At 39.4% G+C, this 12,755-nt stretch carries 10 protein-coding genes; 6 read left to right on the top strand and 4 right to left on the bottom strand.

Annotation, left to right across the window (positions count from 1 at the left end):
• The first annotated feature begins 278 nt into the window (after nucleotides 1-278).
• Nucleotides 279-845 (top strand): beta-class carbonic anhydrase, encoded by a 567-nt coding sequence (locus tag EIH20_RS03035; protein ID WP_124057888.1) that lies wholly within the window; start codon nucleotides 279-281, stop codon nucleotides 843-845.
• A 144-nt stretch (nucleotides 846-989) separates the two neighbouring features.
• On the opposite strand, the gene EIH20_RS03030 is transcribed toward EIH20_RS03035, so the two are convergent.
• Nucleotides 990-1,643, bottom strand: a complete 654-nt coding sequence (locus EIH20_RS03030) for a YcjF family protein (RefSeq protein ID WP_124057887.1) — start codon at nucleotides 1,641-1,643, stop codon at nucleotides 990-992.
• 222 nt (nucleotides 1,644-1,865) lie between these two features.
• Nucleotides 1,866-2,345: a 23S rRNA (pseudouridine(1915)-N(3))-methyltransferase RlmH gene (rlmH, locus tag EIH20_RS03025; RefSeq protein ID WP_124057922.1), complete on the bottom strand. Its 480-nt coding sequence runs from the start codon at nucleotides 2,343-2,345 to the stop codon at nucleotides 1,866-1,868.
• 127 nt (nucleotides 2,346-2,472) lie between these two features.
• Here rlmH and EIH20_RS03020 point away from each other — a divergent pair, with 127 nt between their 5' ends.
• The 4 genes from EIH20_RS03020 (at nucleotide 2,473) to EIH20_RS03005 (ending at nucleotide 8,502) form a co-directional block, all read left to right on the top strand.
• A complete protein-coding gene (locus EIH20_RS03020) occupies nucleotides 2,473-3,861 on the top strand; it encodes a TrkH family potassium uptake protein (protein ID WP_241152368.1) in 1,389 nt (462 codons plus the stop codon).
• 19 nt (nucleotides 3,862-3,880) lie between these two features.
• Entirely contained in the window at nucleotides 3,881-4,555 is a 675-nt protein-coding gene (locus EIH20_RS03015) for a potassium channel family protein (protein WP_124057886.1), read from the top strand.
• 382 nt (nucleotides 4,556-4,937) lie between these two features.
• A complete protein-coding gene (locus EIH20_RS03010) occupies nucleotides 4,938-5,879 on the top strand; it encodes a metal ABC transporter solute-binding protein, Zn/Mn family (RefSeq protein WP_124057885.1) in 942 nt (313 codons plus the stop codon).
• Nucleotide 5,880: 1 nt separating this feature from the next.
• Nucleotides 5,881-8,502 (top strand): pneumococcal-type histidine triad protein, encoded by a 2,622-nt coding sequence (locus EIH20_RS03005; protein ID WP_124057884.1) that lies wholly within the window; start codon nucleotides 5,881-5,883, stop codon nucleotides 8,500-8,502.
• 94 nt (nucleotides 8,503-8,596) lie between these two features.
• On the opposite strand, the gene EIH20_RS03000 is transcribed toward EIH20_RS03005, so the two are convergent.
• A complete protein-coding gene (locus EIH20_RS03000) occupies nucleotides 8,597-9,880 on the bottom strand; it encodes a S1C family serine protease (protein WP_124057883.1) in 1,284 nt (427 codons plus the stop codon).
• Nucleotides 9,881-10,155: 275 nt separating this feature from the next.
• On the opposite strand from EIH20_RS03000, the gene EIH20_RS02995 reads away from it, so the two are divergent.
• The gene (locus EIH20_RS02995) at nucleotides 10,156-11,679 is read left to right on the top strand and encodes a YfcC family protein (RefSeq protein ID WP_124057882.1); all 1,524 of its coding nucleotides are present in this window, start codon (nucleotides 10,156-10,158) and stop codon (nucleotides 11,677-11,679) included.
• A gap of 238 nt (nucleotides 11,680-11,917) precedes the next feature.
• On the opposite strand, the gene EIH20_RS02990 is transcribed toward EIH20_RS02995, so the two are convergent.
• On the bottom strand, nucleotides 11,918-12,733 hold the full coding sequence (locus EIH20_RS02990; RefSeq protein WP_164470850.1) for an MBL fold metallo-hydrolase: 816 nt from the start codon (nucleotides 12,731-12,733) through the stop codon (nucleotides 11,918-11,920).
• Between the last annotated feature and the right edge of the window lie 22 nt (nucleotides 12,734-12,755).

Raw genomic sequence — 12,755 nt, 5'->3', positions numbered from 1 at the left:
ATTTATGCGTTTTTATCAGAATCACTCCAGACAAAAGACTGATTTTATTCGATTTTCAGAACGGATGATCGGACCTTTTTGTGAACCACACCATAGCTAACGAGAACCCCATGCCCTTTATCCCCCTATCACTTTGTCTGCCTTCTGATTCAATTTTTGTCCTCTAATTGAAAAAACGAACATTAATAAAAAAAGTGACTTTTAAAAAAGCAAGTCAGATGCCATTAAACTGATAAAAGATTACAATAGACATAAGCTACAAAAAAGGAGTCAATACAATGTCATTACTTGAATCTATCTTAACCTATAATCAACAATTCGTCGCCAATCAAGACTATAAAGCTTACGAAACCCAAGACAAATTTCCGGCCAAACGCTTAGTTATGTTGACTTGCATGGATACCCGCCTGGTAGATTTAGCTACCAAAGCCCTGAATTTAGCCAACGGCGATGTCAAAGTCATCAAGAATGCTGGGGCTTTGATTTCTCATCCCTACGGATCAATTATGCGTTCTTTGGTCATTGCTATATACCTTCTCAAAGCTGATGAAGTGATTATTATGGGTCACCATGATTGTGGCATGCAACAAGTTGATACCCAAGCTGTCCTAACTAAAATGAAAGAAAGAGGCATTACAAGCGAAAATTTAGCTAGCTTAGAAGCCAATGGACTTAATCTTGAAAATTGGTTATATGGTTTTGACGATGTAATCACTTCTGTTCGTCACGATGTGGATCTAGTACGCAATCATCCCCTAATTCCTCGTGATGTCCCGGTACATGGATTAGTCATTGATCCTCATACTGGTAAAGTGGACTTGGTCGTGAATGGTTACCTAGCTTAAGCTGAAATGGTTGCAGTTTGATACTATGAATAAGGCCACTTCTCGCTAGTGAGAAGTGGCCTTATGACTTTCATTTTTTAATAAATACACATATTTTCCTTTTTGAACACTTTGCGAAGCATGCTTAATAGAGGTGACGTTTAATTACAAAATTCCTGCTTTCTTTAAGGCTTGCATCAAGCCTTTATACTTACCTTTAAAACTACCCATATTCTCAAGTAAATCTTCGCCGCCATTAAGCATCTTGACTGTCGCCCAACCTAATGAAGCCGTGATACTCGATGCAACCACGCCATTTACAGCAGCTCCCGAATAAGTACCTAAGCCGGGAATTAGCTTCATAATATTGCCAACTGTGCTTCGACCAAAGCCTACCACAGCCAATTCTTTGGTAAATGATTTACCTAAACTCTTAGTCCAAGATTGGCCAAATAATTTATGCAATCGCGCCATCATAGTCAATTGAATGGGCACTAAGAGGATGGCATCTGAAAAAGGAATAGGCGAACACCCGACTACAGCAGCCATTATTGTTGCCGTTCGAATTATTTTGCCCGCTTCTTGACGACGAGACGATTCCAAACCACCCACAAAGTCGTTCAAGACCCCATCTAATTGATCTTTATGGCTATCCACGATTTTTTCAGCTTGATTTCGCGATTGACGATAAAATGATACAAAACTTGAGGCCACTGGTTTAGGTAAACGCCCTAATAATTCATCCATAAATGATGCTTCTTGAGGATTTTCAACTTGAATATTTTTTGAATTGATTAAATCTTGCGATTCTGTTGGCATAAGAATCCCACCTTTTTATTTATTTGGCTTTGCACTATTTATATGCTTACCTTATATAAAGCCAAACAAAATTTCAAATAATATAACTTCTACTTTTCTGAGAACTGATAACGAGGACCGCCTTCTCTAGACTCCCATTACAGCTTGGATAGCCGACATACACAGCTTAACTCGGAAACGGGTCAGTTCAATTTGTGGTGTCTTTTTTTGACAGCTCCTAACTTATTTATGATAGGCATGTCCATGCATAATTCGAAAAGCTCGATAAATCTGTTCGGTTAAAACTAGCCGCATCAATTGATGGGGCAGTGTAATTCGGCCAAAAGAAATCTTCATTTGAGCGTCTTGCTTTAGTCTTTCTGCCAACCCTAAAGAACCTCCTATAATAAAGGTAATCTTAGACTGACCGTATGTAGCCATCTGATCGAGTGTGGTCGCTAATTCTTCAGAGGAAATCATTTTCCCTTCAATTGCTAAGACAATCACTTGGCGACTGGGATCTAATTTGGCAAGGATTTTATCTGCCTCTTTATCTAACACGAGGTCAATTTCTTTTTGGCTCATCTGCTCACTCGTTGCTTCATCGGCCACCTCAACAATAGAAAAGTTGGCATACGTACTGAGGCGTTTAGCATATTCATCGATACCTTGCTTGAGATATTTTTCTTTAATTTTACCAACACAGATTAACTCGATATTAATCATGTCTTTCCTCCTAACTTTACATTTAAATGATAGCATTCTCTCAGTATTTTGTGTATGATATTATGCAAGGAACTAACTTAGTGAGGCAATTTTGTCTTGCGTTTTTTTATTGGAGTGAAATTTTGTGGAAAAATTAAAAGCAAAGATTCAACTGCATTGGACCACCCCGCAAAAACTCACCTTGAGTTTTGTTTTTATTATCTTCTTCGGCGGCTTCCTCTTGTCCTTACCGATTTCACATCGAACGACAGCCCCGCCGACGGTCTTTCTGGATCATCTATTTACTGCCGTTTCCATGATTTGCGTGACCGGCTTAACCGTCCTAGATGTTGGAGCGGTTTATAATAACCTCGGTCAAATTATTTGTATTGCTCTGATGCAAATTGGCGGCTTAGGTTTAATCACCATCATCTCTGCCTCTATGTATTATCTTAACAAAAAGATGTCACTCAAAGATCAATATTTCTTACAAGAAGCCCTCAACCGAGGAACTAATGATGACTTTATTTCCTTCTTGATGTCGGTTTACAAATTTACTTTCTCAGTCGAAGCGATTTTCGCTTGTATCTTGATGATTGACTTTATTCCTCGTTGGGGATTAGGTCGAGGCATGTTTAACTCTATTTTTGTTGCTGTATCTGCTTTTTGTAATGCTGGTTTTGATAACTTTGGCTCAACAAGTTTGCAAAAATTTATTGGTAATCCAATCGTAAACTTTGTAGTCACTTCCTTGATTATCTGTGGTGGCTTGGGCTTTAGTGTCTGGTTTGAACTACGTCAAAAAACTAAAGAATATTTAAGCTCCAAACCTCGAATTCTACGTTTAACTTTCCGTAATCTCTCTGTGCATACTCGCTTAGCCATTACGGCAACAGTCGTGGTTTTAACTCTCGGTACCACAATTGGTTGGCTAGTCGAACATAACAATCCTAATACCATTGGCAACCTGCCTTTATGGCAACAATGGATGGCCTCTTATTTCCAAGCTGTTACAATGAGAACGGCCGGTTTTGCAACTATCAACTATGAAAATAGCCATCCCTTCTCTAATCTGATGTATATTTTTCAGATGATTATCGGGGGGGCCCCTGGAGGAACAGCCGGTGGGATCAAAGTAACGACAGCGGCTATGTTATTCTTACTCTTCATTTCTGAACTAAAAGGCTATAGCCAAGTCGTATACCACAAACGAACCCTCCCTTCATATTTACTGAAACAAGCGATGACCATCACTCTTTTCTTCTTATCCGCCTTGATGGTTGGGTTCTCCCTTCTTTTACTGACTGAACCTAATCCCGATCCTTTTAAAATAATGTTTGAGGCTGTATCGGCCATCTGTACCGTAGGCGTATCGATGAACTATACTGGCCAATTAACCACTTGGGGACGGATTATCATTATGAGTATGATGTTCATTGGCCGTGTCGGCCCAATAACTGTCTTAATCAGTATTATCTCGCAACGCAAGAAATACGAAGTACGGTATGCTGACGCTGAAGTTTTACTAAGTTAATTTAGAAAGGAAGCTCTTTATGAAAAAAACAGAAACAGTTGGTATTTTAGGTTTAGGTGTCTTTGGTCGCACAGTTGCTAAAGATTTAAGTCATTATGGCACAACCGTCATAGCCGTTGACCGGGATCCTCTTATGGTTAAAGATGTTGCAGACGAAGTCACCAATGCAGCCGTTGGTGACATTACTGACTTCCAATTCTTGAAAACTTTAGGTATTCATAACTGTGATATTGTCGTGATTGCAACAGGGACTAACCTTGAAAGTGCTGTTCTAGCTACTATGAACTGCAAAAAATTAGGTGTTCCCCAAGTCGTAGCCAAAGCCCGTTCAGTAACATTTGAGGAAGTCCTATATGAAGTTGGGGCTGATGTTGTCGTTTCACCAGAACGTGACTCCGGTATGCGCCTGGCATCAAAAATTCTTCGCAACAAGATCGAAGAAGTCCTTCGCCTTGACGACGATACATCCGTTATTGAATTCCGCGCACCAGAAAAATGGGTTGGCAAAACCGTCAATGAATTAGATCTACGTAAACAATACGAACTTAACTTAATCGGCATGCGCCAAGAACGTGGTGAAAAGTTAAATTCTTCGATTGCCATTAATGATCCGATTGAAGCAGACACTATTCTAGTAGCGATTGCTAGCTCTCATGTTTTCGAAAAATTCGACTATTTAGGTTATTTTAACTAAGATATGCACTTTAAAAAGCGAGTTATCCACAGAATTAATTTTGATTCTGTGGATAACTCGCTTTTCTTGTTGATTTCTCATCAAAATAAACAGATGTTCGCTTGAAAACCGCCTCTTATTTGTTCCTTTCATTTTGCTTCAAATTTTCATTTCATGGCAACCCTAATTTAATCACTTATACACATGATTTCGACTTATCCACAAGATAATGCATATTTCTGTGGATAAGTCTTTTTGTCTTGTCAGTAAACCGTTTGACCCTTGGTTGAGTCAGCAAGTTTGACAGTCGATTTTGTAAATTAATGAGAAAGTGAGTTGACAAAATAAACAGTAATTAATACTATTATACCTGCGTGGAATTCCATCGCAAAGGAGGAAGCAAATGAAAAAAAGCATTCATTATATTGTTTTGGCATGTCTCGTCAGTCTATTTGGTCTATTGGTGGATTCAGTTAGTGTTGAGGCCTCAAAGGCCAATAAAGAGCCCTTAAGAATTGTCACCAGCTTTTACCCAATGTATGCCATCACTAAAGAGATTGTCGGCGACAAACACCCGGTTTACATGATTAATTCTAGTATGGGCATTCACGGTTTTGAACCCTCAGCTAACGATGTGGCCGAGATTTATCAAGCCGATTTATTTATCTATCATTCAGTAGCTTTAGAATCTTGGACCAAAAATATTGCAAAAAATGCCAAAAGTCATCCTGTTCAATTAATTGAAGCTTCTCAAGGTTTGGACTTGATGAAAGTCCAAGGATTAGAAGATATGGAATCCGTAGCCGGCATGGCGAGTGCTTCCCTATATGATCCTCACACTTGGTTAGACCCGATTGAAGCCGGTCGCGAAGCGACCTTAATCGCCAATCACTTAGCAGAAATTGACCCTAACAATGCTGACTTTTATCAGCAGAATGCGAAATCTTTCAATCAAAAGGCTAAAGCCCTAGTAGACACTTATCACCCCATTTTTGCTAAGTTAAAAAACAAAACCTTTATCACCCAACATACCGCCTTTTCTTATCTAGCTAAACGCTTTGGTCTGAAGCAATTAGGTATCGCGGGTATTTCATCTGAAGTCGAACCCTCATCTAAACGAATGGCTGAAATTCAGCAATTTATTCAACGCTATCAGGTCAAGACCCTTTTTGTTGAACCCAACGCAAATCAAAATATGGCCAAAACGGTAGCTAAAGCCACTGGCGTAAAACTAGCTACTTTGAGCCCTTTAGAGAGCGATCCTCAAAATAATCGCTCATTCTTAGATAACCTTGCCAGCAACATACAAATTTTGGCTGAAACTCTACAGAAAGAAGGCAATTGAGATGAAACATTCCTTATACAAGCACCCCTTTATCCTTTTTAGCACTGTAGCTTGCTTAGGCGCTCTGACTCAAGCCGTAACCCATTCACCGATTGAGGCAAAAGAAGGACAATATCAAATCCAATATATTGATGGGGCTCAACCCAATAAACCGTCAAATAACCAAACTAATGAGAACAAAAGTCAGGAAGAAATCAACCAAGAAGAAGGTATTGCGGCCGAACAAATTGTGGTTAAAATTACAGCCGATGGTTATGTTACCTCTCACGGTGATCATTATCATTACTACAACGGACAAGTACCTGAAAATTCGATTATTAGCGAAGACTTGTTAGCCCCGGATGACTATCATTTTAATGAACGTGACCTAGTCAACAAAGTTAAAGATGGCGCTATTATATGTTATCAAGATCATTTCTACCTAAATGTTAAAGACCCTGATCAATGTCAAAACGTCAGAACTTTAGAAGAAATTAGTTTACAGTCCAATGAAGTCCATCCAAAAGATGCCAAGAAAATTGTTGGTTTAAAGAAAACCTATCAACTAGGTCCAGAATCCCTAGTCATCTATGAAGGAGAGCGAACACCCGATCAAGTTACAAAGGAAAATCAAGGCCATGAAGAGCCGATTGTAGTCTATCTAACCGAGAAGGAATACGTGACTTGCCAAGGAATCGATCTGCATGTGTTCAAAGGACGTCCACCGAAAGATAGTCTATTTAGTGAAGATCTCTTAGCTCCCCAAGATTACCACTATCATAAAAAAGACCTAGTCTATGAAACGCCCACAGCCTATATTATTAAGTTAAAAGAAGATTACTATATTGTACTCAAGGATGAACAATCACAGAAATCTCTACGCAGCCTAAAGGAAGTCCAAGAAAAGGTCAAAAACGCTTTAGTTGAATTTAATGAAAAAGGTGGCAAACGAAACAAACAAGACGATAAGGTACCCACCGGTGCCCTTGGCGGCTCCGGAACGAGAAATGCGTCTGGTGCTTATGTTACTGATGATGGCTATGTCTTTAGCCCTTACGATGTCATCTCAGATATGGGTGACGGCTTTGTCGTTCCTCATGGGGACCATTTTCATTTTATTCCTAAAGGCGATTTGACGGCGGCCGAACTCAAGATTGCCTATCAAGTTCTGGGTAAATCACCCTCAAACGGGAAAACAACCCAACCAAAAGCAGGTAAAGTAGCCACTGATTCTGGTGAACATCGCAACCAAAATCAAAAAAATGGCCGTTATACCACGAGCGATGGCTATGTCTTTACTCCGGAATCGATTAGCAAAGTCGAAGGAAATGGTATCATTGCTAGACATGGCAGCCATTTCCACTGGATTCCCTTTACTGATTTAAACCCTAAAGAATTCGCCCAAGCTAAAGATTACATCAAAAAACATTTTGGCCAAGATATTCAGAATAAAACAGACAAACCTAATGACAAGGGATCGAGTCCTCAAGTCAATAAACCAGCTAAACCCAAATTTGACCATCAAAAGGTCGTTAGCAAAACGACCCAAAATGGTCAATTAGGCTATATTTACCAAGTTAATCAGCAAACCTATTTCGAAGCTTTAAATCAATTAAATTACCAAGATATCGCCTTTGCGGAATTAACTTTAAGTCAAAAAAATCCACAGCATTATCGATTCGATGTCAGCAAAAATAAACCTTCCGACTTAAAGCCAGGCCTATACGTTCCTTTGAGTCAATTACCTATGCATGCTGGCAGTGCAACCTTTGATTCTGGTCAATCCTTCGTTATTCCCCACATTGATCATATTCATATTGTGACCTATGATGATCTCACAGACAAACAAATTGCGACAATTAAATATTTGATGCAACATCCGGAATATCGTCCGGCGCCGTGGACCAGTGCTGGCCATCAGCAAACACATCATCAGGATATCACTTATATTCCCAATGTAACCCCCAAGAATAAACGCAAGGACTTGATGAACTGGCAAATTGTTCATTCATTAGATGAAGTTAAACAAGCCTTAGCTGAGGGTAATTTTGCAACGGATGAAGGTTATATTTTTAGTCCCGACGATTTATTAGCCAAAGAGGCTTTCATTTGGCAAAACGGTTCTTTCTCCATTCCTAAAGCGAACGGCAAAGAATACATGGCTATTAAACCTGAACAAGTAAACCCTAAAATGAAAAACGACATATCACTTAAGCTTAAAGAACGGAATTCAAAAAAAGATAGTCAAAATTCAACAACTGAATCAGAGGTATCCAATCTAGATTTGATTAATTTCCTTGCTAACCATTATCAAGTTGGCAAGTTAGCCGTTATTTATTCAATTTCTGATAACACCTTTACCGTTAAGCTAACAAAGAATAATCAAGTAGTTATTAGTAAAAGTCAAGCCACGGCTGCTTATCGTGGTCAAGCGAGTCTACCAAGCGTGGACCTCAAGCCACAAAGCCAAGTTCAATCAAACACGGTCGAAACCACAAGCTCGACTGCAATTGAAACTGAGTCAAACATGCCGCCTAATCCTACAAGCACTAGTGAAACAGCAAGCCAAACTACCCCCCCTAGCATTGAAACAACTGAAGAAAGTTTGACAAGTCAAAATTTGGTAACGAATCAAGAGCAATAAGTCCGACTTCGTTTTATCGGCAAAATAGCAAAATCCCCTACACCAACATGGAGTTGATGTAGGGGATTTTTCTTACTTATGATAGAGCGGCCACTTAATTCCCTGAGTTTAATTCCTCTTTAGGAGCTTGGAGACTCACCGTTGTTTGCGCTTCTTTACCTTGGCGTAAGTATTTTACTTCAATCTTATCGCCCTCTTTGTGATTATAAAGCACATTCCTTAAGCTTGCTGTATCCTCTATTTTCTTACCATCTAATTCAATAATAACATCATAGCCCTTAAGTCCTGCTTTTTCAGCGGAAGAACCTGATTCAACATCACGAATAGCGACCCCACTAGTTTGTTCAGGATCAAGTTGTAGAATATCTATACGAGAATGATCTGATAAAAGATTAACATCGACTGATGAAATGCCTAACACAGGTCGGGTTACTTTACCATTCTTTTCTAATTGATCAATAATTGTTTTGACTTCATTACTAGGAATAGCAAAACCCATTCCTTCGATTCCAGTCGAAGAAAATTTATTTGAGTTGATACCTATTAATTGGCCATCTTTATTCACTAATGCCCCACCAGAATTACCCGGATTAATGGCTGCATCCGTTTGTAATAAGCTAGCCGTCCAATCTTTAACCCCATCTTGGTTAACATCAACTGGCATAGACCGATTTAAGCCTGACACAATTCCTTGGGTAACCGAAGAAGCAAAATGGCTGCCTAAAGGAGACCCGATTGCAATAGCCAAAGATCCCACCTTAATATTATCCGAATTAGCAAATTCAATTTTATTTTTAGCATATTTGGCATCAATCGTCACCACAGCCAGATCAGTAATCTGATCTGATCCCAATACCTTAGCATCTACTTTTTGTCCGTCAGCCATAATGACTTGAAGGGCTTTATTGCCATCAATGACGTGGTTGTTGGTTACAATATAAGCTTTATTACCTTCTATTTTGTATATTACACCAGATCCTTCTCCAACTACTTCTAAATTGGCATTTGGATCAGGCAATTCAGCCTGTCCAGAATAAGAACCGAATAAGTCTCCTGACTTAGGATCTTGTAAATTCCCAATTGATACAACGGCCCCTTTTGTTCGTTCAACCGCACCTAGAATCGCTGTTTCAAAGTCATTTAACGTTTTGCTTGCTTGTGGACTCGTTTTAACTGCCAAAGCGTGGGGTTGACTATTTTGCGTGTAAGCTACCGATTGCTTCCACCCTTGACCTCCAAATAAAAACAAGAAAATACCTAGAATGACAAATGATCCCAACAATCCCCCAACAAATCCCTTCCAAAGCGTAACCTTTGAAGTATCAACTTTACTGGCTAAGGGTAGCGTTTCTTGTACTTGTTCTTCATTTACTTGCATATTATTCACTCCTTTATTATCAGTGTTGCTTGAATATGGTCAATATAGCACTTATTCATGAAAAAAGTTAGAACAATTTTCTGAAATTCAGTTATGAAATAGTATCTTTATTGTAGCATTTGCTTAAAATAGAGAACAGTGTTTTCACCCTCTCTTGCGTTAAAACTGCTCTTTATAAATTTTATCCATAATTTTATCCTCACTTATTCAACTATACATTGCAATAAAGCGCTTTCCATGATACTCTTTTTTCATAAAATGAAAGGAGCAATTATATGACAGAACAACAAAAAGTTAAAAAGAAACGTAGTTTTCCAACTGCTTATACGGTCTTATTTATTATTCTTATCTTCGCCGCATTACTTACTTGGGTAATCCCTGCCGGTTCATTTGAACGCTTGGCCTATGATGCCGAGGCCGGCCATTTCATTAAAACGGATGCAGAAGGAGCCGAGACAGTAGTCGAAGCTACCCAACAAAATCTAGACAAGCTTGGCATTACCGTCCCCTTAGAAAATTTCAAAAACGGTAAAGTATACAAGCCCGTTGCAATCCCAAATTCTTATAAAAAGATTGGTCGCAAACCACAAGGTCCAGTTGCCGTGGTCATGTCAATGGTAACCGGTCTTGCTGAATCAATTGATATTATTTCCTTTATTTTAATTCTCGGTGGATTAATTGGTATCTTGAACAAGACCAACACATTTGCTGCTGGTATCTCGGCCCTTTCTCGTAAAACCAAAGGCAAAGAATATCTATTAATTGTTATTATCACCCTTTTAATTACAGCTGGAGGTACAACCTTTGGTATGGCTGAAGAAACGATTGCTTTCTTCCCAATTTTAATGCCGATCTTCTTAGCTTCTGGCTATGATGCTATGGTGTGTATTGCTACCATTTATTTAGCTTCATCCGTCGGCACCATGTTCTCAACAACCAATCCTTTCTCAGTCGTTCTTGCCTCCAATGCAGCCGGTATTTCATTCACTGACGGCATTGCTTTCCGCTTTATTTCTTTAGTTTTAGCTACTCTAATTTCATTATTCTATTTAATGCGTTATGCTAACAAAGTAAAAAATGACCCATCTCAATCTTTATTAGCTGACGAAATGCCAGCCATTAAAGAACGCTTCTTACACAACTATGACGCAGACGCCGTCATTCCATTTGATTGGCGCAAATCTCTTATGTTGACATTATTTGGTTTAGGGTTCCCCGTAATGATTTGGGGTGTATCTAGCCAAGGTTGGTGGTTCAATGAGTTAACAACCCTCTTCCTATGTATCGGTATTATTTGCATGATCATTTCAGGCTTGTCTGAGAAAGAGGCTATCAATACCTTTATCGATGGCGCAGCAGAATTAATTTCTGTAGCTCTGATTGTAGCGGTAGCTCGGGCCATCAATATTGTCATGGATGCCGGCATGATTTCTGACACAATTCTCCAAAGTGCTTCTGGCATTATATCTGGGGTTAACGGTGTTCTATTCTCTACCGTTCAAATGATTCTCTTCTCGTTCTTAGGAATCTTCATCCCATCATCTTCTGGTCTTGCTACTTTATCTATGCCAATTGTGGCTCCTCTAGCCGATGTAGTCCACGTTGGACGTGACGTAGTAGTCTCAGCTTATAACGAAGGTCAAGGTTGGATGGCTTTCATTACCCCAACCGGCCTAATTTTGGCCGTATTAGAATTGGTCGACGTATCCTATGACAAATGGTTAAAATTCGTTTGGCCACTCATGGTGGTTATTGGCATCTTCAGCGTCATCATGCTAGCCCTCCAAACCATCATGTAACCAACAAAGTGAGGCTTTGCGTTAAGAAATGAATCACTTTGACTTAAGCGACAAAGCTTGATTTGCAAGCTAGGAGCTTAAACAAAGTGGAGGTCATTTCTGCAAAGACGAACTAGACTCCATCAAAGTGAGGAAGCTCGTTCAGCTCTGAAGCATTTGGCAAAGCGTGCAGATTAGCCCAGCTAAGCAAACGCCTTTAGACAAACGGAACTCAGAGTTGAGCTTTCTCTTAATTCAGTTATAATTTTCTTAATTGAGTAGATTGCGCAGGATCAGTCATATTAAGACTGAAATCTTGGTGAACAGCGAAATCTTTGCTTTGCAAAAGCCGGGTCATGGTATCCATCGCAATCTCTTTCGTATTATTATCCTTACTTAAATGGCCCAAATAAATATGTTTCGTCGCTTGACCAATTAATTGACTCATAGCTAAAGCTCCATCTTCATTGCTAAGATGGCCCTTATCTCCCAAAATTCGTTGTTTAACCGACCATGGATACTTACCATAACGTAACATTTCGACCTCATGATTACTTTCAATCAAATAGGCTGAAGCATTAGCAAGTTGACCCAGAAGGCGATCACTCACATAGCCCGTATCTGTTAGCATGGCAAAGACTTTCTTGCCCTTTTGAAAGGCATAAAATTGAGGATCGATGGCATCATGACTGACAGAATAAGTTTGAACGTCTATATCCCCTAGGCTAATTAATTGATTCGCCTCGACAAAGCGTTTATTTTCAGGAGCGATTTGACCAATCATGGTTTCCATCACTGACCAAGTCGCCCGATTCGCATAAATAGGAATATTAAATTTTCGCGATAGAATCCCCACTCCTTGAACATGATCAATGTGTTCATGAGTGACTAAAATAGCATCAAGACCTTGAGGAGAGCGATCAATTTCTGCTAAGAGATTAATAATTTTCTTGCCACTTAAACCCGCATCAACAAGAATGCGCTGCTTTGCGGATTCGATATACGTACAATTACCGCTTGAACCAGAAGCTAATACAGAGAAGCTCAAACTATCAACTTGAGCTTCTTGTGCCATAGGGTCTTGATATTTAGGAACA

It is taken from the genome of Vaginisenegalia massiliensis (assembly GCF_900604935.1).
Classification (GTDB): Bacteria; Bacillota; Bacilli; order Lactobacillales; family Aerococcaceae; genus Vaginisenegalia; species Vaginisenegalia massiliensis.
Note: the sequence above shows the minus strand (reverse complement) of the source record. Positions and strands in the feature narration are given on the sequence as shown.

Bases quoted from the DNA above. Each gene is read 5' to 3' on its own strand.
- EIH20_RS03035 (WP_124057888.1), top strand. From the start codon at position 279: ATGTCATTACTTGAATCTATCTTAACCTATAATCAACAATTCGTCGCC.
- EIH20_RS03000 (WP_124057883.1), bottom strand. From the start codon at position 9,880: ATGCAAGTAAATGAAGAACAAGTACAAGAAACGCTACCCTTAGCCAGT.
- EIH20_RS03015 (WP_124057886.1), top strand. From the start codon at position 3,881: ATGAAAAAAACAGAAACAGTTGGTATTTTAGGTTTAGGTGTCTTTGGT.
- EIH20_RS02995 (WP_124057882.1), top strand. From the start codon at position 10,156: ATGACAGAACAACAAAAAGTTAAAAAGAAACGTAGTTTTCCAACTGCT.
- EIH20_RS03005 (WP_124057884.1), top strand. From the start codon at position 5,881: ATGAAACATTCCTTATACAAGCACCCCTTTATCCTTTTTAGCACTGTA.
- EIH20_RS03010 (WP_124057885.1), top strand. From the start codon at position 4,938: ATGAAAAAAAGCATTCATTATATTGTTTTGGCATGTCTCGTCAGTCTA.
- EIH20_RS03030 (WP_124057887.1), bottom strand. From the start codon at position 1,643: ATGCCAACAGAATCGCAAGATTTAATCAATTCAAAAAATATTCAAGTT.
- EIH20_RS02990 (WP_164470850.1), bottom strand. From the start codon at position 12,733: ATGGCACAAGAAGCTCAAGTTGATAGTTTGAGCTTCTCTGTATTAGCT.